17 protein-coding genes are annotated in these 21342 nt (G+C 37.1%); 6 read left to right on the forward strand and 11 right to left on the reverse strand.

Annotation, left to right across the window (positions count from 1 at the left end):
• Positions 1-645: 645 nt before the first annotated feature.
• The 8 genes from JZO76_RS11505 to dnaE all read right to left on the reverse strand — a co-directional run bounded on the left by JZO76_RS11505 (position 646) and on the right by dnaE (position 11964).
• Positions 646-2133, reverse strand: coding sequence for a HAMP domain-containing sensor histidine kinase (locus JZO76_RS11505; RefSeq protein ID WP_206904574.1), 1488 nt, complete (start codon positions 2131-2133; stop codon positions 646-648).
• Complete coding sequence (locus tag JZO76_RS11510; protein WP_016171674.1) at positions 2130-2816, reverse strand: response regulator transcription factor; 687 nt, start codon at positions 2814-2816, stop codon at positions 2130-2132. Before JZO76_RS11510 ends, JZO76_RS11505 begins: the two co-directional genes overlap by 4 nt.
• A 267-nt stretch (positions 2817-3083) precedes the next feature.
• Positions 3084-4505 (reverse strand): NADP-dependent phosphogluconate dehydrogenase, encoded by a 1422-nt coding sequence (gene gndA, locus JZO76_RS11515; protein WP_206904577.1) that lies wholly within the window; start codon positions 4503-4505, stop codon positions 3084-3086.
• A 234-nt stretch (positions 4506-4739) separates the two neighbouring features.
• Positions 4740-4919, reverse strand: a complete 180-nt coding sequence (gene rpmF / locus JZO76_RS11520) for a 50S ribosomal protein L32 (RefSeq protein ID WP_010753256.1) — start codon at positions 4917-4919, stop codon at positions 4740-4742.
• A gap of 60 nt (positions 4920-4979) precedes the next feature.
• Positions 4980-5540: a YceD family protein gene (locus JZO76_RS11525; RefSeq protein ID WP_206904580.1), complete on the reverse strand. Its 561-nt coding sequence runs from the start codon at positions 5538-5540 to the stop codon at positions 4980-4982.
• Positions 5541-5680: 140 nt separating this feature from the next.
• A complete protein-coding gene (gene pyk / locus JZO76_RS11530) occupies positions 5681-7465 on the reverse strand; it encodes a pyruvate kinase (RefSeq protein WP_206904587.1) in 1785 nt (594 codons plus the stop codon).
• A 69-nt stretch (positions 7466-7534) separates the two neighbouring features.
• Positions 7535-8497, reverse strand: coding sequence for a 6-phosphofructokinase (pfkA, locus tag JZO76_RS11535; protein WP_173103274.1), 963 nt, complete (start codon positions 8495-8497; stop codon positions 7535-7537).
• Between the two features lie 158 nt (positions 8498-8655).
• Complete coding sequence (gene dnaE, locus JZO76_RS11540) at positions 8656-11964, reverse strand: DNA polymerase III subunit alpha (protein ID WP_206904589.1); 3309 nt, start codon at positions 11962-11964, stop codon at positions 8656-8658.
• A gap of 97 nt (positions 11965-12061) precedes the next feature.
• Between dnaE and JZO76_RS11545 the strand changes: the two genes are divergently transcribed.
• Positions 12062-12241, forward strand: a complete 180-nt coding sequence (locus tag JZO76_RS11545) for a YjzD family protein (RefSeq protein WP_206904591.1) — start codon at positions 12062-12064, stop codon at positions 12239-12241.
• Between the two features lie 222 nt (positions 12242-12463).
• Here JZO76_RS11545 and JZO76_RS11550 read toward each other — a convergent pair whose 3' ends face one another.
• Together JZO76_RS11550 and JZO76_RS11555 are read right to left on the reverse strand one after the other, a co-directional pair.
• A complete protein-coding gene (locus tag JZO76_RS11550) occupies positions 12464-13660 on the reverse strand; it encodes a multidrug efflux MFS transporter (protein WP_206904593.1) in 1197 nt (398 codons plus the stop codon).
• Between the two features lie 214 nt (positions 13661-13874).
• Positions 13875-15314, reverse strand: a complete 1440-nt coding sequence (locus JZO76_RS11555) for an NCS2 family permease (protein ID WP_206904595.1) — start codon at positions 15312-15314, stop codon at positions 13875-13877.
• Between the two features lie 284 nt (positions 15315-15598).
• On the opposite strand from JZO76_RS11555, the gene JZO76_RS11560 reads away from it, so the two are divergent.
• The 5 genes from JZO76_RS11560 to JZO76_RS11580 all read left to right on the forward strand — a co-directional run bounded on the left by JZO76_RS11560 (position 15599) and on the right by JZO76_RS11580 (position 19125).
• The gene (locus tag JZO76_RS11560) at positions 15599-16402 is read left to right on the forward strand and encodes a Cof-type HAD-IIB family hydrolase (protein ID WP_206904596.1); all 804 of its coding nucleotides are present in this window, start codon (positions 15599-15601) and stop codon (positions 16400-16402) included.
• A 142-nt stretch (positions 16403-16544) separates the two neighbouring features.
• Positions 16545-16748 (forward strand): PLD nuclease N-terminal domain-containing protein, encoded by a 204-nt coding sequence (locus tag JZO76_RS11565; RefSeq protein WP_206904599.1) that lies wholly within the window; start codon positions 16545-16547, stop codon positions 16746-16748.
• Positions 16749-17654 carry an ABC transporter ATP-binding protein gene (locus JZO76_RS11570; RefSeq protein WP_206904602.1) on the forward strand — a complete coding sequence of 302 codons (906 nt, stop codon included), beginning with the start codon at positions 16749-16751 and terminating at the stop codon, positions 17652-17654.
• On the forward strand, positions 17651-18415 hold the full coding sequence (locus JZO76_RS11575; RefSeq protein ID WP_206904605.1) for an ABC transporter permease: 765 nt from the start codon (positions 17651-17653) through the stop codon (positions 18413-18415). The genes JZO76_RS11570 and JZO76_RS11575 overlap by 4 nt, the downstream gene beginning before the upstream one ends.
• Positions 18416-18486: 71 nt before the next feature.
• Entirely contained in the window at positions 18487-19125 is a 639-nt protein-coding gene (locus tag JZO76_RS11580) for an NAD(P)H-hydrate epimerase (RefSeq protein WP_206904608.1), read from the forward strand.
• Positions 19126-19315: 190 nt separating this feature from the next.
• Here the strand turns inward: JZO76_RS11580 and asnB are convergent, their stop codons facing one another.
• The gene (asnB, locus tag JZO76_RS11585; RefSeq protein WP_206904610.1) at positions 19316-21211 is read right to left on the reverse strand and encodes an asparagine synthase (glutamine-hydrolyzing); all 1896 of its coding nucleotides are present in this window, start codon (positions 21209-21211) and stop codon (positions 19316-19318) included.
• Positions 21212-21342: the final 131 nt, after the last annotated feature.

A 21342-nucleotide genomic window follows, 5' to 3' on the forward strand; every position in this document is an offset into this window, starting at 1 on the left:
TTAAATGTATTTATTTAACCTGCAGTTGGTTGCTTTTTGAAATGTTTCAGCAACTCTTATATCTTATCAGCTGACTTAATTTCTGTCAACTGTTTTTTTCAAAAAGTTTTAAAAACTTTTTGAAATGATATTTCAACAACTCGCTTTTTAATAACAGCGACTTTGTTAGTTTAACATCTTAAAAATCAGATGTCAACAACTTTTTCGAACTGTTTTGTTAGTTGTAAATAACAACTCATTCGCAACAGCTTTATTAGAATATCATGCCCGATTTAGCACGTCAAGTAAAAGTTTTAACTTTTTTTAAGACATAGCATTTGTTCGGAACAAATAATAATATAGCAATTCTAAATCCAAAAAGCAACAAAAAACACTAATAAATTTTGATTTTTTTCACGACCGAATTTTATTATCGTAACCCAGACGTATAAAGCATTTCCATCTAACAAATGACGTACAATAACTCTCTTAATTCACAAATCATTCGCATAAAATTATGGAATGATTTCTATTTTTTTAAAGGCGTAATCTAACAAATAGATCTCACGACAAAAAAATACCCGACTAGATACAACTTTTATTGCATAACCGCAAAAAGATATATCTAGTCAGGTATTCCATAGAAAAATTATCCCATGAAATAAACTATTTAATTGGAATATATATTTTGAACACCGTTCCTTGTCCTACAACACTATCAACCACAATTTCACCTTTGTAACTGTCAATTAACTGCTTGGCTATAGAAAGACCTAAGCCGTTGCCTCCTTTTGTGCGCGCACGGGCCTTATCAACACGATAAAACCGATGGAAAACTTTTTCTAAGTCTGTTTCCGAGATGCCTTCGCCAAAGTCTTGAATATCAATTTCAAAAAATTGGTTACTTTTTCCAATTTTTAAGTGTACTTCTTTTCGTTCAGTTGAATATTTCACGGCATTATCCAAAATAATAATAATAATTTGTTCGAAATGGTTGCGATAAATTGCCAACGTCTCTTCTTTTGTTAAATCATCATCCAACGTAAAGGTAAATTCTGGATACAGCATTTTAAAGTTATTAAAGACCTGATACGTCACTTCTTTTGCTTGCGTTACTTCATTTGCATAATGAAGCTCCACTTGTTCAGCACGAGATAAATCAAGCATCTCTTGAACTAAGCTTTTCATGCGACTAATTTCTTGTTGACTTGCATTCAAGGCTTCATCTAATATTTCAGGTTCATTTTTTCCCCAGCGCTGCAACATACTTAAATGTCCTTCTATAACCGCTACTGGCGTTCGCAATTCATGGGAAACATCTTCAACAAATTGCTTTTGTTGTTCAATGTACATCCGCATCCTCTCTAACATATCATTAAAAATATCCGCCAAATCTGCTAATTCATCATCGGTGTCAATTTTAGGCATATATGCATCAGATTCTGGATCTTTACGGATAGTATCCATTGTATCGCGCAAAACTTTTAATGGTTTCAAGAAATACGTCGACAAAAAGAAGCCTAAGAAACTAGATAAAATTAATGAAACTACTTCTAAAATAATTAAAGTTAATAATAGCTTACTGCGAATTTCGTAAAAAGAAGACAACTCATAAAAAGTTTGTGCATAACCAATTTTTTCTCTTGTCACTTTGGAAAAGATTGGATGAATGGATAAAAAGCCAGTTGAACCTTTCATCGTAATAATAGTTGGCTCTTTACGTTTTGTCTGCACTAATTCGAAATCATTTTCATGAGTTTTTAAAATGGGCTCTTTTTTCAAGTTGTAGACATACAAGTTTAATTCGGGTTGCCCTAATTCTGAGACAAACTGATCAAGTTGTAAAATATCGCCATCTAAATGGGAAATAGCATCGGGCGTACGATCTTCATTGGAAATTTTTGCAATCGCAAAATAGGCACTTTGCGTTGTCAATTCTTCTTGTCCATTAGCCAAGCGGGAAGTGACCTCTGAAATGACTTCTTCTACATTGTGTCGTTCTTTAGCTACGATTAAGTTAATCGAAGACTTATAGGTAATAACCGCAAAAATCGTAAAGACGATAAATATAAAGAAAGAACTTGCAAAGGCCCACTTAATTGTTAAGGATGGGCCTTTCAGTTCTTTGTTAAAAGTTCTATTTTTTTTGCTCACGAGCGCATCACATAACCAGTTCCCCGGACAGTTTGGATGTAGCTTTCTTCCCCAGGAACATCAATTTTATTACGCAAATAACGAATATACACGTCGACTACATTTGTTTCGACTTCTGTTTCATATCCCCAAACTTTATTTAATAAAACATCGCGGGCTAAAACAACATTCACATTTTCCATTAAGGTTAATAGTAATTCATATTCTCGTTTGGTTAATTCAATTACTTCATTGCCACGACGAACGACACGGTTTTCCTTTTCGATGACTAAGTCACGATAAGTAATAGTCGTTTGTTTTGCGACATTTTTATCCCCTTCAATATCAATCCGGCGAAGTAATGCACGTAAACGAGCTAGTAATTCCTCAATTGCAAAAGGTTTTACAATATAATCATCTGCGCCATGATCAAGACCAGATACGCGATCAATAACAGAATCTCTCGCTGTCATCATGATGATTGGTGTGTTTTTAACTTGGCGCACACGGCGACAAACTTCTAAACCGTTTAATTCTGGTAGCATTAAGTCTAACAAAATTGCATCCCAGTCATTATTTAGTGCTGCATCTAAACCAGTCCGTCCGTTGTAATGAACTTCAGTATGATACCCTTCGTGCGTCAACTCTAGTTCAACAAAACGAGCTAAGTTCTTTTCATCTTCAATAATTAAAATATTACTCATTTGGTTTTAGATCCCTTTTCTTTATATTTTTTTGTAATAAAAAATAGTTGTTTTTTTATTAAAATACTATAGTCATTTTACCATGAAACTATGAAAGAAAAAAGAGGTATCTGAAAATCTTATTAGTAGGTTAATAATCGTCAAAAGTCACACGAGATACCACTTTTATTCACTAAAGATAAAAAAAAGACTGTTGATATTTTCAAAAACACCAACAGTCTTTCCCATAAACAAATTAGAATTATTCAAATTTTCATTGTTTTTTACTTATTCTTCATGATACCAGCTGTAGTGGTAAATTCCTTCTTTATCTGTCCGTTCATAAGTATGTGCCCCAAAATAATCCCGTTGTGCTTGGATAATATTTGCTGGCAAACGTTCCGAACGATAAGAGTCAAAGTAAGCAATTGCCGAAGAAAATGTAGGCACAGGAACACCTGCTTGGACTGCTAAAGCGACTACTTCGCGTACGGCTTGCTGATATTTTTTGGTAATTTCCAAGAAGTAATCATCTAGTAACAAGTTTTCTAAGTCTGGTTTATGGTCATAAGCATCGGTGATTTTTTGCAAGAAACGGGCACGGATAATACAACCCGCACGCCAAATTTTAGCAATTTCACCAAAAGGCAAGTCCCAATCGTATTCTTTTGATGCGGTACGTAATTGCGCAAAACCTTGTGCATAACTCATAATTTTACTGAAGTATAAAGCTTCACGAATTTTTTCGATCAATTCTTTTTTATCGCCTTGATAGTTAAATTTCGCTGGAGCAGGTAAGACTTTGCTTGCAGCTACCCGTTCTTCTTTGTAAGCAGAGATATAGCGCGCAAAAACAGACTCCGTAATGAGTGGTAGTGGCACCCCTAAGTCTAATGCACTTTGGCTTGTCCATTTACCGGTACCCTTATTACCAGCAGCATCTAAAATAACATCGACAATTGGTTTGCCTGTACCAAGATCATCTTTTCTTGTTAAAATGTCCGCGGTGATCTCAATTAGATAACTATCAAGTTCCCCTTCATTCCATTCTTTAAAAATGTCAGCCATCTCAGCAACAGAAAGTCCCAACACATTTTTCATTAAATCATAAGATTCGGCAATTAATTGCATATCACCATATTCAATTCCATTATGAACCATCTTCACGTAATGACCTGCACCATTTGGTCCGATATAGGTTACACATGGCGCACCATCTTCTGCTTTAGCAGAGATTTGTTCTAGAATAGGTGCTACTAAGTCATACGCTTCTTTTTGTCCGCCAGGCATAATAGAAGGACCTTTTAAGGCGCCTTCTTCTCCACCAGAAACACCCGTACCTATAAAGTTGATACCAGAGTTAGCCAATTCTTCATTTCGACGGATCGTATCTTTGAAGAAAGTGTTGCCACCGTCGATTAAAATATCACCTTTATCCAAATGAGGTAATAATTCTTTAATTGTCGCATCTGTTGCCGCACCTGCTTTAACCATTAGCAAAATCCGGCGTGGTTTTTCAATTGCTTCGACAAAATCTGCAATTGTATACGTCGCTTTAAATTTCTTATCTGGATGTTCTTTTACTACCGCTTCTGTCTTCGCAGCTGTTCGGTTGAACAACGCTACTGAATAGCCACGGCTTTCAATATTTAGGGCTAAGTTTTTCCCCATGACGGCCATGCCGACAACACCAATTTGCTGTTTTGTCATTTTGAGTTCCTCCTAGTAGCTTTAATCTTTTCTATTATAACGTAAAAAGCCTTGCTTTCAAACTAAAGGAGGCTATAAATTACAATGTGGTAAATAAAATACAACATAGCCAAAAATCGACTATTGTTTCTTGCTTTGTCTTTGCTCGTGTTTTTAAAAATACAAAATAAAAACCCGCAAAGCTCCATGGTTAGCTTTGCGGGTTTTCTTCATTCATTTTCTCAAAAAAATGAATTATGCTTCTTTAGTCGTTACGTCCTTGCCATCGTAGTAACCGCAGTTGGCACATACGTGGTGGCTTTTTTTCAATTCACCACAGTTTGGACATTCGTTCAAACCGTTGATAGTCAATTTGTAATGAGTACGACGTTTGTTTTTCTTAGCTTTAGATGTTTTACGAGCTGGTACTGCCATTTGTTACACCTCCTTGTTTATGAAAAGCAAGCTATAAATAGATTGCTATTTATTCCAATCTTACTTATCATCATCTTCTGTTGTATTAAACAGTTCTGATAATTTCGCAAGACGAGGATCAATTTTGGGTGCGGCTGTTTCTTTTTGTTGCAGATAGTCTTCTTCAGAGATGACTTCCCAATCTTGCCCAGCAGGCATTTGGTTGGAGAGTTCTTCTTCTTTTGTTAAAACCTGCAACGGAATTGCTAACAAGATATTGTCAGCCACTGATTCATCCAAATCGATTGTCTGACCTTCAATAAGCAAGACCTCTTCTTCTGAAATCAGTTCAGTCCGCATTTGCAACTGCTCAGGCGTCATAAAAACTTCGTCAACAACTAAATCCAGTGGTAAATCAACTGGGTCTAAACTTCTTGATGAAGGAAGCGTCAACGTCGCCTTCAATGTGTAATGAATAAGATAATCACTTTTTGATACAGTAACAAGCCCACTTACTTCAATGGGAGTGATATCTAGTATTTGATTGTCCCGTTTCATTAATTCTTTTTTCAAATCCAATGTCTCTGAAAAAGTTAACGGCGTTTCATGGTATTTGTTTAATTCCAATAAAGACCACTTCATTTTTATCACCTCTAAGCAACAAAAGCTATTATACAGGGAGTATTTTAGCTTGTCAATGAAATTTTCTTGACACCTTTTCAAAAAATAAAACGAAGTAGCCTAGACTACTTCGTTCTAGTAATAAAAAGCTAAATAGCTTCTTAGATAGCTGTTGTTTCACCACGGTATACAATACCACGACGAGGGTCAACAGTGACTAATTCACCATCTTGAATTGTTGTTGTTGCATCAGCAGCACCAACGATAACTGGAATATCTTTTGCGATACCCACAACAGCAGCATGAGAAGTTAGGCCGCCTTCTTCAACGATAACAGCAGCAGCTTTTTCAAATGCAGGCATGTAATCTTTGTCAGTTGTTGGTACAACTAAGACCATTCCTTCTTTAGCACGAGAATTTGCTTCTTCAGCTGATTTAGCGACAACTGCATTTGCGACAACCGTTCTTTCACCAACGCCTTGAGCGTCTAATAGTTTAGAACCGATTAATTGGATCTTCATAACGTTTGTGGTTCCACGTTCGCCAACTGGTACACCGGCTGTAATTAAGATTAGTTCGCCTTCTTTAGCAAAACCTAATTCAACAGCTTTTTTAGCAGCTAAATCAAACATTTCATCTGTTGTTGTTGGTTTTTGTGCAACTGTTGGGAATACACCCCAGTTAAGCATTAAACCGCGTTTTGTACGTTCGTCAAATGTAACAGCCAAGATGTCTGCATCTGGACGGTATTTAGAAATCATTTTAGCTGTATAGCCTGATTCAGTTGCAGCAACGATTGTTTTAACACCTAAGTTTTTCGCTGCACGAGCCACAGATAAACCAATTGTTTCAGTAACATCAGTTTTATCAAATTCATTGATTTGGAATGAACCTAATTCTGATAAAGCTTTTTCAGCTTCAACGTCAATACGAGCCATTGTAGCTACTGCTTGAACTGGGTAGTCACCATTTGCAGATTCACCAGAAAGCATTGTTGCATCTGTACCGTCAAAGACAGCATTCGCAACGTCAGAAGCTTCTGCCCGTGTTGGACGTGGATTTTGTTGCATAGATTCTAACATTTGAGTTGCTGTAATAACAGCTTTACCAGCAGCATTACATTTTTGAATAATACGTTTTTGCACCATTGGTACTAATTCTGGCGCAATTTCAACACCCATGTCACCACGAGCGACCATAATACCATCTGAAACTTTGATGATTTCATCGATATTATCAATACCTTCTTGTGATTCAATTTTAGGGAAGATTTGAACATGTGTCATGTTCTTTTCTTCTAAAATTTCACGAATTTCAAGAACGTCTTGTGCTTTACGGACAAATGAAGCCGCGATAAAGTCAATATCGTTATCTAGGCCAAAACGAATATCGTCTGCATCTTTTTCAGTAATACCAGGCAAGCTAATTGAAACGCCAGGAGCGTTAACACCTTTTCTTGAACCTAACATACCAGCATTTTTCACTACGACGATTAATTCGCGGTTTGCTTCGTCTTTTTCAGTGATTTCCATGTCGATTAAACCATCATCGAATAAGATGTGACCACCAACGTGAACGTCATCGAACAAGCCTGGGTAAGTTACAGCAATTTTTTCTTTAGTTCCTTTTAATTCTGGATCCATCGCGATACGTGTTGTATCTCCAACGTTGAATTGGATATAACCGGCACGACCGAAGTCTGCTTCAGTTGTATCTTGAACAGTAGTCCGGATTTCTGCCCCTTTTGTATCTAATAAGATAGCGACATCTTTACCAGTTTTCTTCACTGCTTCTCTTACCATATTCATCCGGCCTAATTGTTCTTCATGGTCACCATGAGAGAAATTAAAACGGAAAACATTAGCTCCAGATTCGATTAATTGTGAAATAATTTCCACGCTATTACTTGCTGGTCCTAACGTACTAACGATTTTGGTTTTCTTCATTACGTAAACGCTCCTATTCCTTTATTTAAAACAGACATTGCTGTTTTATTAACTTTTAGTAGCTGTCAATTAGAATGATAATTGTTTGTTTAAGTCATATAGACTCAAATCAGGTTTGTGTTTATTGTTTTCAAGTGTGTCGATAATATCAGCGGCAACAACTTTATTGTCTTCGATGCCGATACATAGACCGCCTTTTCCTTGTTCAAGCAATTCTACTGCATAAGCGCCAAATTTACTTGCCAAGACACGATCACGAGCACTTGGAGAGCCCCCGCGTACAACGTGGCCCAAAATAGAAACACGCGTATGGAAATCACCATATTCAGAAAGTTTATCAGCAAATTCATTGCCGCCCATAACACCTTCTGCTAAAACGATTAAACAATGTTTTTTACCACGGTCGCGGCCATCTTGAATGCGTTTTGCAACGGCAGCCATATCAAATTCGTGTTCTGGGATGATGATTTCATCCGCACCACCAGCAACACCAGACCATAATGCAATATCGCCAGCGCCACGGCCCATTACTTCAATAACAAAAGTACGAACGTGAGAAGTCGCTGTATCACGAATGCGGTCAATCGATTCTAAGACGGTATTGATTGCTGTATCAAAACCAATTGTAAAATCTGTACCTGGAATATCGTTATCGATTGTTCCAGGAATTCCTACAGCAGGAAAGCCATGACGTGTTAAGGCCATTGCTCCATGGTAAGAACCATCCCCACCGATAACCACTAAGCCTTCGATGCCGAATTTTTTTAACTGTTCAATACCTTTTAATTGTCCTTCTTTAGTAGCAAATTCTGGATAGCGGGCTGAATAAAGAAAAGTCCCGCCACGTTGGATTTTATCCCCAACATCAGCAACGTCTAAACGGCGAATATCACCAGCAACTAAACCGGCATATCCATAATTGATTCCGTATACTTCGATACCATCGAAGATTGCTTTACGGACCACCGCACGGACTGCTGCGTTCATACCAGGTGCGTCACCGCCACTGGTTAAGATTCCGATGCGTTTCATCTACAATTTCACCTCATTAAAATATTTTTAGGTTTCCCTAAATAATACCATTTTGGCATTAACCACGTTGTCCATTTTACCATTAAAATATGGAAATGTCTTGAGATACGAGCAGAAAATTGAAAAAATTGAAAGCGAAAAGTAAAATTTACTGAAAGTCACTTGAAAACTACGTTATTTTCACCAAAAATATTCTTCAAGTCTTGCGTTACAACAGGATTTTCCGCAATTTGATATTTTTCTGCTAGTATTTTTTTTGTTCCAGTACTTTCATAAAAAAGAATTATTTTACTTGCTCCTGGCGCTTGTTTAATTAAAGCGTACAAGGCTGATAGTTGCTTGTCTGTATCAGCTATACCAGTTAGACGAATATAGCAAGTTGGTGCACTTTTTATGTCGCTAATTTTTTTGGCTAACACAATTTGATCTGCAATTACTTGCATCTCTTGATTATAGGTGCTGATTTCAGTTTTTCCTTCAACGTAGACGACGTCATCGACTGCAAAAGTTTGGCGCACATGACGATAACTATTTGGAAAAATAGTTAAAGAAACTTCGCCAGTCGGATCATTAGCCTCCACAAAGGCCATCTGCTCACCTTTTTTCGTGCGAATCTCGCGGATTCCTCGAACGTATAAAAGAAGATGCACGTTTTGTTTAGGTAGTAGTTCACTAATCAGCTGTACTTGACGCGCAGCTTTTAATACAGGATAACTTTCAGTCGGATGTCCGGAAACATAAACACCTAAATATTGTTCTTCTAAATTCAAGCGCTCAGTCAACGAATAATCACTAATTTCAGTTGGTTTTAACGCCATAATATCTAATAAATCCATACTGCCGCCACTATATTCAATATTTTGAATTTTACTGTCTAAGCCTGTTACAAGTTGTCGTCGATTTTTTTCAACCTCATCGAAAGCACCAATCTCCACCAAAGGCTGAATTAAATCCGATTTAAGCCACTTTGCTGGCAAGCGATACAAGAAATTATCCAGTGATTGAAAAGGACCATTCTCCTTTCGTTCCGCGATAATTGCGGCAATAAAGTCACGACGAGTACCTTTAATACTGCTTAACCCAAAACGAATTTCATGATTGTTCACCAAATAAAAACTAAAACCACTGGCATTAATGCTAGGCGGCAAAATTCTAATTCCTTGTTTTTTCGCCTCTGTTAAATATTCTTTGACTTTAGCAGTATTATTGCGAACCGAGTGAAGTAAGGCGGCAAAAAAAGGCGCCGGATAATGCACTTTTAAAAAGCCCATTTGAAAACCAACAAAAGAATAAGCAAAAGCGTGAGAACGATTAAAGCCGTAATCAGCAAATCGTTCAATATAATCGTAGACCTCATTGGCTTTTGTTTTACTATGTCCCATTTTTACAGCGCCCTTAACGAAATGGCGCCGTTCTTCATCTAAAACATCTTTTTTCTTTTTACTGATGGCGCGGCGCAAAATATCGGCTTGTCCCAAAGTGAACCCTGCCATTTTAGCTGCAACTTGCATAACTTGTTCTTGGTAAACCATAATGCCATAGGTATTTTTTAATATTGGTATCAAACTATCATCCAAATAAGTTACTTTTTCTTGTCCTTTTTTCCGCTTAATAAAGTGATCGATATTTTGCATCGGACCTGGTCGATATAAGGCGTTGACTGCAGCAATTTCTTCAATATTTTCTGGACCTAAACGACGTAAGACATTTTTTATCCCCGCGGATTCAAATTGAAAGACGCCAGATGTATTGCCTGCTTGAAAAAGCTTCAACGTCTTCTCATCAGTTAGGGGAATATCTTTTTGCGAAAGTTTATCCCCTGTAACTTTTTTGATTCCCTTTAGCGTATCGTCAATAATGGAAAGATTACGTAAGCCTAAAAAATCCATTTTTAATAAGCCAACAGCTTCCACATCATTCATGGTAAACTGCGTTAATAAAATATCATTGGCTCCAGCTTGTAAAGGAATTAATTGCAGTAAATTTTTATCACTAATCACTACCCCGGCAGCATGGGTGGAAACATGGCGCGGTAGTCCTTCCAATGTTAAAGCAACTTCAAATAATTGCCGATTTCGCTCACTTAATGCAATCAGATCCCGCAGACTACTGGATTTTTCCAGTGCTTTTTTTAGCGTAATTTTCAAGGTATTTGGAATCGCCTTGCTCCATCGATTGGCCTCACTTTGTGATAAACCAAAAACCCGAGCAACGTCTCGAAGGACCATCTTGGCAGCCATTGTACCAAATGTAGCAATTTGGGCTACTTGAAAAGTGCCATATTTTTCTTTCACATAATGTAGCACTTCATCTCGGCGATTATCGGGAATATCCAGATCAATATCTGGCATTGTGTAGCGCTCTGGATTTAAGAAGCGCTCAAACAACAGGTCGTATTCAATCGGATCAACATCTGTAATTGCTAATACAAAAGCAACGAGGGATCCTGCCGCAGAACCCCGGCCTGCACCTGTCACAATATTACTACGGTGAGCAAAATCCATTACATCCCAAACAATTAAAAAATAGTCATCAAAACCCATTTGGTGGATAATTTGCAGTTCATAGTCAAGGCGCTGTTTATATTCAGCCGTGATATTTTCAACCCGCTGTTTCAGCTTCGTTTCACACAACTGTCGCAAAAATTCAGCAGCAGGTCTATTTTGGGGAACAGGATAATGGGGCAATAGCTTTTGGTGTAAGGGTAGCTCAAACTGACTACAAACCGCTGCAGTTTTTTGCGCATTTTCTAATGCTTGCGGTTGGTTCTGGCGAAAATACTCCGTTAGTTGACTTGCGTTAACTAAGTATTCGCCACTTCCTTGCTCCAATTCAGCAACATCTTGCATTTGCGTGCCGCCTTTTAGGTGCTGCATTACTGCAATTGCTGCTTTTTCCGCTGGATCAATTGTATTTACTTCATTAATAGCAAAAGGTGCTACGCCTTGTTGAAGATAAAAATGCACCAATTCTTCCGCTAATTGTTTTTGAGGAGAAACACCATAAAAAAATTGTTCTTTAGGAAATAGTTCCTGAAAAAAATTAAGACGGTTTTCTGCTTTAGCAACATCTTTTGAAAAAAAGTAATCGACTTCATTTCTTAGTGGTAAAACACCATATAAATTATCTAGTGGAGCAAAATCAGTCAAATCAACTTGACCATTGATTTCTTTTTGACTACTTAAAGCCATTAGCTGTTGATAACCAGCAAAATTTTTAGCAAATAATAAGATCTCATTTTCACCTGCTTGAACAGGTGAATAGTAATCTAAGTGCAAACCAATCACTGATTTTAGACCCGCACGCTGACATGCGTTATAAAAAGTGACTGCTCCAACCAAGACATTGCGATCACATATTCCTAATGTATCGTAGCCTCTTTGTTTAGCCGTTTGCACGAGCCGATTTATCTCAATTGTACTTTGCAACAAAGAATAAGCAGTCACGGTATATAATTGTGGCAGCACTGTATGTCCTCCTTTTTGAAAACACTTGAAAACTTTACATTCAAGAAAAATATGGTAAACTGTAATCGAGAAATGAGCAAGAGAAGAGGTGTCTGCTATGAAATATTTGGTTACTTTGTTTTGGACGTATATCTTAGGTCAAGTCGTTGGCTACCTGGGTAGTGCTTTAAACAGCGGCACTTATGATTTTAAACTTAGCTCAATCATTTCCCTAATTTTAGGAGTTATCATTATCCTAATTGCCGAAGTGGCTACGCCCAAAAAGAAACACGCATAAGCAAACAGTTGTGTCTTTTACACAACTTGACTCAAAAAGATTGCAGTTTGTTGCAATCTTTTTTTGTTTCTTTTGCTTCATTAAACAAATTTACTTTTGTTCAAGTTTAATCCTGGCTTTCGTTGCAACAAACAATTAAAAGGCTGTGATAAAAGCCGTATCACAGCCTTTTATTATGAATAACTTTTTTATAAATAGCTTTTTTCCGCTGAATTAATCAGACTAAAGTCTTTTGTTTAAAACTTTGCGAAAATTAAAAGTCGACAAACAAATGTTTAAGAACACAAAACCACTGGTTACCCAAAAAACAGCACGATACCCCATCCCGTGTGCCACTGTTGAACCCACCATTGGGCCTAGTACTTGACCAAAGTTTGTAAACATTTGATTGTAACTATAAATTCGACTAACGCCTTCTGGTGGTGTGATTTTTGAAATCAACGTATTAATAGAAGGCATTAAAGCTCCGGTTGAAAAACCGAGAATAAAACGTAGAACACCTAACTGAAACGGTGTTTTAACAAATCCCATTGGAATAAAACAAATAAAGGACAGTACTAAGCCAAAGAGTAGAATTTTTTGATTTCCAATTTTATCCCCTAATTTTCCCAATGTTGGCGAAGAAATAATAGCAGAAACACCAGCGACTGAAACAATTAAGCCACTGACAAATAAGATGTTACTACTATCGCCACTTAATTGGCGAATATAAAGCGTCAAGATGGGACTAATACTCGTTACCCCAACTTGTAAAATTAACGAAGTGATAAATAAACCAATCAATACTTGAAGGTTAGAGACTCGGTTGAATATCTGCTTAACAGTCAATAAGTCGGTTTTTTCAATTGGTACAAAGTCTTCTTTAACAAAGAAAATCGTTAAAATAGTCGTAATTGCTAAAACCGTCCCGGTAATAATGAATACATTTTCCATACCAAACCACTGAGCCAACGCGCCTCCCATTGATGGACCGATTAAATTCCCCGCAACTGCACCAGTAGACAATGTTCCAAGTGCCCATCCACTTTTTTCTCTTGGTGCTTGGGAGGCAATTAATGCCGTTGCATTCGGAATATAACCTGATAAAATCCCCGTCATAAACCGCATAATCAAAAGCCAGTATACATTAGGTACAAAAGCCAACGAGCCCATCGTAAACGTCATCCCAATTGCAGCACGAATCATCATTAAGCGGCGACCCTTGCGATCTGCCAAATTCCCCCAAATAGGTGCAACAATGGCCGAGGCAAAGGCTGTAACGGAAATTGCCAAACCAGCAAACAATTCTACTTGATTTTTGGGTGTGCCCAACTGCTCAATATAAATAGGAATAAAGGGCATCACCAAACTAAAACTAGCACCGGTAAAAAAACACCCAATCCACGAGATAAATAAATTTCGTTTCCAATCTAACTTCATAGTCAACCCTCTTTCATTACTACTATAGCCTATTTTCCACAACAGGTGAATTGGAAAGCCAAGATATGTGGCAAAAAGACAGCAATTTTTTAATGAATTCGCTTATCTTCCATGAAATATTTTTAAAGAATTAATCGACAAAAAAATCTAGAGTAAAAGCCGAAACGACTTTTTCCCTAGATTTTTATCTTATAAATGAGATAGTAATTTTTAATTAAGCAATTACAGCTAAAATAATAAAGTTTAAGATAAATAAAATGTCTACAACCCAAAGAATTGGAGAAATTTCATTAAATTTGCCTTTAATTACTTTCACAATTGTATAGAAAATGAAGCCAGCTGCGATACCGTAAGAAATACTGTAACAAAAGCCCATAAAAATTGCAGCAAAGAAAGCTGGTACTGCCTCTTCTAAATCAGTCCACTCAATATCTTTGAAAGAAGCCATCATCATGACCCCAACTAAGATTAAAGCCGGTGCTGTCGCTTGCGCAGGTACAATAGAAATTAAAGGTGAAAAGAAACTGCTAATTGCAAATAAACCAGCCACAACAACAGATGTTAAACCAGTTCGTCCGCCAGCACCAATCCCGGCTGCAGACTCAACATAAGTAGTCGTGTTTGACGTACCAAAAATCGCACCAATTGAAGTTGCAATCGCATCTGCAAATAAGGCTTTGTCCATTTTGGTGTTAAAACCACGACTGTCTTCTAAAGCATCTTCGTCTTCTTTAGAGAAAATTCCGGTTCTGCGACCAGTACCGATAAATGTCCCAATCGTATCAAAAGTATCGGATAAACTAAAGGCAATAATCGTCATTAAAACTTGTGGAATTTTACCAGCATCACGAAACAGTGATTGCATACCTTCACTACCAAAAGCTGCACCAAATGTGGTTTTTAACTCGTTAATGGAACTGCCTAAAGAATTAGCTTTCCAATCGATTGCACTAAGATCAACAACACCCATGAAAATACCTAAAATTGTCGTTGCCACAATCCCAATTAAAATAGCACCACGAACATTACGTACGACTAAAATCGTCGTTAACACTAACCCAATAACAGCTAATAAGACCGGAGCATTATTAAAGTTAGCTAAAGCTGGGACAATCCCACCATTCATCGTAACGTTAACGGCTTTATCCCCTTCCACAACACTACTTGTAATGGTTGCAGAATCCGCACTAAAGCTCAAAAGGTTCGCGTTTTTCAACCCAACATAGGCAACAAAAATCCCGATTCCGCCACCAATAGCATGCTGCATACTTTCTGGAATTGCGTGGATAATCATTTTACGAATTTTGGTAATCGTAATAAAAATATTAATCAAACCGCAAATAAAGACCATCGCCAAGGCTTGTTGCCACGTGTAACCAAGGCCAAAAACAACCGTGAAAGTGAAAAAGGCGTTAAGCCCCATCCCAGGTGCTTGTGCATATGGCACATTGGCAAAAAGTCCCATTACTAAAGTTCCAATTACTGACGCAATAATTGTCGCAAGGAACACCGCTTGAAACGGCATACCAGAAGCTGATAGAATCGTCGGATTTACGAATAAAATATAACTCATCGCAAAGAAAGTCGTTAAACCTGCGACAAATTCCGTTGAAACATTTGTGTTACTTTCCTTCAATTTAAAAAACTTTTCCATTAAAATGTTCACTCCTACAAAAGAATAAGGGCATATTTCGGATTTATCATCCAACAAAGACTGATTATAATTTCTCAGTAAAAATAAAACAATCTTTTTCTCGATGTTTTTTGATCACCGCCTTGATAATGTTCGTGTTTTGCTGTGAAAACAAATTATTCCCCCTTTATTTCACTTCGCTAATTTTTTTTAAAGGTATCTTTGTTATGAACCAGTCCGCTTGTGAAAAATATAAAATATGTTAAACTAAAACAGCGTATCTTTTATACGAGGGGAGAATATATATGAATAAAAAACTAATTGCCATTGACCTAGATGGTACAACTTTAAACGCCAAATCCCAAATTAGTCCTAAAACTGAAGCTGTTTTAAAAAAAGCGATGGCAACTGGGCACATCGTCAGCATTGCGACTGGTCGCCCATTTCGCATTAGTGAAAAGTTTTATCACCAATTGGCTTTAAATACGCCAATGGTTAATTTTAATGGTGCTTTAGTCCACGTGCCTTATACAAAGTGGGCTGCAGAATCTGAAACACTCTTTAGCCGTGATATTGTCTTTGAAATTTTAAAACAAAAAAATGATCTTCAATTAGATTTTGTTGCCGCTGAAAATCGCGACACATTCTATGTCGATCGTTTGGATTTTGGCAGTGAATATCTCTTTGATAATCAGAAACCAACCCCTGATAATTTGTTAGAAAATCTAAAATCAAATCCAACTTCGATGTTGATTCAAACAAAAACTGAATTGGCACAAACGGTTTCAGATACCTTAAAAGCGCAGTTTTCTGACTACATTGACGTTAGAACTTGGGGTGGTCCTAATGCAATTTTGGAAATCGTAGCCAAAGGAATTCAAAAAGCGCGGGGTGTTGAAATTATCGCTGATTCTATGGCAATCGATCGAAAAGATATCATCGCGTTTGGCGATGAGCATAATGACTTGGAGATGCTTGATTACGCAGGTTGGGGCGTCGCAATGAAAAATGCGAGTCCTGAAGCAAAAGCAATTAGCAATGATATTACAACTAAAAGTAATGATGAAGATGGTTTAGCAGATTATTTGGAAAAATACCTTGCTATTTAAGACTTCTAGAGAAAAAAAGGTTGGGAATTTTCAGAATGAGAATTCCCAACCTTTTTTCTTTGCAGCTTTGTATAGTTTGTATTATAATTATTAATACAAACTATACAATCAAAATAATTTAACTAAATAAGGAGTGATTTACATGCAATTAAATGTCCACGAATATTTACCTATTTTAATACCACTAATTATTTTACAACTTGGCCTGGCAATTTACGCTATTATCGACGTATTAAAACATCCCCACTACAAATTTGGTAATCGAATTGTTTGGATTATTATTTGTGCTGTATTTTCTTTTATCGGACCGATTGTCTATTTTGCTTTTGGTAAAGGAGAAGATTAAATGACTTCCATGTTAACCCTGCAAAATGTAAAAAAACAATTTGGTAGTAACCTTATTCTTGATAATTTAAGCTTAACCATCCCCAAAGGCAGTATTTTTGGCTTTGTTGGTGAAAACGGGGCCGGAAAAACAACCACGATGAAGATTATTTTAGGACTTTTAGCTGCTGATAGTGGTTCTGTTACTATTGCCGGACAGACAGTAAAATACGGCGATACCACAACCAATCAAAAAATCGGCTACCTTCCCGATGTGCCCGCATTTTATGATTACCTCACGGCTACAGAATATTTAAGTTTATGCGGTCGTACGAGCGGTATGTCAAAAAGTGAACTGCAGCTGAAAATCCCCTCCTTACTAACAAAAGTTGGTTTACAAACAACAAATCAAAAAATTAGTGGCTTCTCACGGGGAATGAAACAGCGCTTAGGTTTAGCCCAAGCTCTCTTAAATGAACCGCAGTTATTAATCTGTGATGAACCAACTTCCGCCCTCGATCCATTAGGACGCAAAGAAGTATTAGGCATTCTAGCAAGTTTAAAAAATGAAACCACAGTTTTATTTTCTTCTCATATTTTAGCTGATGTAGAAGCCATATGTGATCATGTGGCCATTTTAAATGAGGGAAAAATCCAATTAACTGGCCCACTAGCAGAAATTAAAACAGCTCAGCCTAATCACTATGAATTACGCTTTGAAAGTCCCGCTGATACGGCTCTTTTTTTAAAGCAAAATCCACAAGACTGGCAGCAAGTCGCGCAAAAACTCGTCCTACCAAGTTTACCGCAAGAAGATTTAGGCTTACAAATTATCAAAAGAGTCGCTACATTAAACCTAGTGCCGTTGGAATTTAAACTAGTCGAGCCAACATTAGAAGCTATATTTTTAAAGGTGGTGACAAAATGAAACAACTCCAACTTTTCCTGGCTAAAGAATTTTTTGCTAATTGGCGGACTAAAAAAATTCCGATTTTATTTATCATTGCTCTTGCTGTTGGTATTTTATCGCCTTTTTTAGCCAAAATTATGCCAGATATGATGGCTTCATTACTGCCAGAAAAAATGACTATCACCTTACCTGCATCTACTTCTATTGATAGTTGGACACAGTATTATAAAAATTTGCCACAATTTCTTTTATTAGCAATCGTCTTATTATCAACGGGTATAATCAGTACTGAAGTTGAAAAAGGCACGCTTATTCCTTTTATCACAAAAGGATTATCCCGTTCTGTTTTGGTAATAAGTAAAGCACTATATCTCTTTTTTATTTGGACTTTTACGCTTTTTCTGTCGTTTGTGACCAATCTGGGCTACACTGCATATTATTTTAATGATGGCAAAAGCCCGCATCTTTTGTTACCACTTTTTGGTTTTTGGCTATATGGCAGCATCATTTTAGCCGCCACTATTTTCGCCTCTAGCTTGGCCAAAAATATGGGCCAAAGTCTTTTGATCGTCGCAGTCTTTTATTTAATTAGTAGTTTGAGTGGTATCTTTAAGAAAATAGACCATTACAATCCTTTTATCTTGGGTACTAATTCTCTTAATTGGTTAACCGGTAAAAGTGATTTTACCCCCTATTGGCCTGGTGTTATGCTGGCTATTCTCCTTATTCTTTTATTTATTGGCTTAAGTTTAGCTATTTTTAGAAAGCGGCGCTTATAAGGACTTCTTTGGTAAAAAAGCCACGTTTTCGTTACAATCTAGCTAAAGGATAAAAAGTAGGAGGAATTAATATGACCCAATTAGTGAACGTACAACAAATGAAGACCTGTGAGCAATACACCATTGACACGATCGGTATTCCTAGCATGGTCCTCATGGAAAAAGCCGCATTAGCAGTCTTTGCAAAACTAACAAATGAAAAAAAGAATGACCTTTCGCAAATTCTCATACTCTGTGGCAGTGGCAATAATGGCGGCGACGGTTTTGCACTTGCGCGTTTACTTCACCTTGCCGACAAAAATGTTACGATTTATTTCGCCGGAAATTTAGATCATCTAACAAAAGAATGCCGACAACAATATAATATTTGCCAATATTATCAAATTCCTATTTTACACCACTTAGAAACTTTCTTAGGTTTTACAATTATCATCGATAGTTTCTTAGGGATTGGCGCTACAGGTGAGCTAAGCACAAAGGCAAAAAATGTTATCGTGCAAATAAACAACAGCAAATTACCCATCGTAGCCATTGATGTCCCTTCTGGCATTGATGCTTCAACAGGTAGCTCCCTAGGTGCATTTATTCGTGCGGACACAACAATCACCTTTCAATTTAAGAAAACTGGCTTCACCGTCTCACCAGGAAGTAACGCCTGTGGTAATTTGCACGTTGTCGATATCGGTATAAGTGATGCGCCTTTAAAATAAAAAACTTTGCGACCGCTCTTAAGCTTTACCACAATCAGAAAAGTTAAGGGACTCCCTAGCCATAAGCCATAAGCAAAAATTTGCAAATCTGTCAGATAAAAAAACCAAACGTTTGACCTTTCAAGTGGCAACGCCTAAAAGTTAGACTTTCAGACGCGCCTTTTGAAAAGTTTTACGTTTGGTTTTTTCATTATAGTGTTTCGTAAGTAATTGCTTTTGCGGTAGGAATTTCTTCATCGATAAAGTAAACTTTATACCAAGTTAGGAAAGTAAAGATTGTCCAAATTTTACGTTGTACTTCGGCTTTACCTTCGTGATGATCGTTTAATAATTTCATGATTTTTGCTTGATCAAAGAATTGTTTAGCAAAATCAGCCGTAAACAACGCTTTAACTTCTTCATAACCATGATCTTCTTTTAACCAAGCTTTAATTGGCACAGGAAAACCTAATTTTTCCCGATTTGCCCATTCTTCTGGCAAGTGACGATTAGCTGCTTGGCGGAAAGCATCCTTAGTATTGTTTTGATTCATTACATATTTTGCAGGAATGCGTTGTGCTAATTTCATCACTTCGATATCCAACAGTGGCACTCGTAATTCAAGGGAGCTGGCCATAGAAAGTTTGTCTGCTTTTAATAAAATATCTTTTGGCATCCATTGGTGGACATCCACGTATTGCATTTTATTAACTTCACTTTCAATTCCTTTTGTTTGATCAAAGTGAGGATTCATAATTTCTTTGACAGAAGGCGCATTTTGAAATTCTGGCTGCAAGTAGCTAGCCGCTTCTTGTTCTTCAAAAACTTTAGCATGGCCAATAAAGAAATCGCGTGCTGGTGCGGTTGCTTCATACAAATGAATGCGACCATGGAAATTACTCATTTTCCCAAACTTGCGACCAATAGAATAGCGCATCCCTTTTGGTAATTTTTTTAATCCTTGGGCAAAAACGCGTACCATTTTAGAGTTGGTATGGAAACCATATGTTTGGTAACCGGCAAATAATTCATCTGCTCCTTCCCCTGATTGTACTACCCGAACAGATTGTGAAGCTAGGTTCGCCAAGAAATAAAGGGGTACACAAGATGGGTTAGAATCTGGTTCATCTAGATGATATTGAATTAATGGAAATGCCTTAAAGGACATATCGCCATCAATAACAGCTGCTGTATTGTTTAAGTCCAACATTTTGGTTAACTTGCGTGCTTCAATCGCTTCGTTATAGGTCTTGTCATCAAACCCAATTGAAAAGGAATGATCCGGACGTAAAACCGAAGTCACATAACTTGAGTCAACCCCACTCGATAAAAAGGCTCCCACTTCAACATCGGCAATCCGGTGAGCAGCAATTGAAGCTTCAACTGTCTTATCAATTTCTTCTACCCATTCTTCTTTTGAATGGTCATCTTTTTTCGTAAAGTCAGCATCCCAATATTCTTTAATTGTTAGTTTACCGTCTTTATACGTATAATAATGTCCTTCTGGTAAACGGTAAACATTTTTAAAGAATGTTTCACCGTTTAATGGTGAATATTGGAAAGTCATATAAGGTTTTAAAGCGGCTGTATTTAGTTCTTTGTTGAAATCTGGATGAGGTAAAAAGCTCTTGATTTCTGAACCAAACATAAACGTACCATTCATTTCAGCATAATAATACGGTTTAATACCAAAATGATCGCGGGCACCAAATAATTCTTGTTTTTCAATATCCCAAATGGCAAAAGCGAACATTCCCCGTACTTTTTGTAAAAGTTCAGCACCCCATTCTTCGTAACCATGCAATAATACTTCTGTATCTGCATGCGTAGAAAAAACGTGTCCAGCGGCAATTAATTGTTCTCTCAAAGGTTGAAAATTGTAAATTTCACCATTAAAGATAATAACCTTGCTACGATCTTCATTATAAATAGGCTGTGAGCCGCCCTCTAAGTCAATAATTGACAACCGACGAAATCCCAACGCTACATTTTTATCTGTATATTTACCAGAACTATTAGGACCACGGTGGACGATGCGATCCATCATATCTTCAATAATTTCTTGTTTTTGATCCTTGCTATTCACAAAGCCGACAATGCCACACATATTTTCACGTCCTATTATTAAAATTTCATTTTCTACAAACCAGGACTTATCATAACATAAAATTAATAATCCTACGACTGAATTTACCAAATGCCCTTTTATCCAAAAAAGTTTTTTACTTTCTCTTAATA

Source organism: Candidatus Enterococcus myersii (genome assembly GCF_017316025.1).
GTDB lineage: Bacteria > Bacillota > Bacilli > Lactobacillales > Enterococcaceae > Enterococcus_C > Enterococcus_C montenegrensis.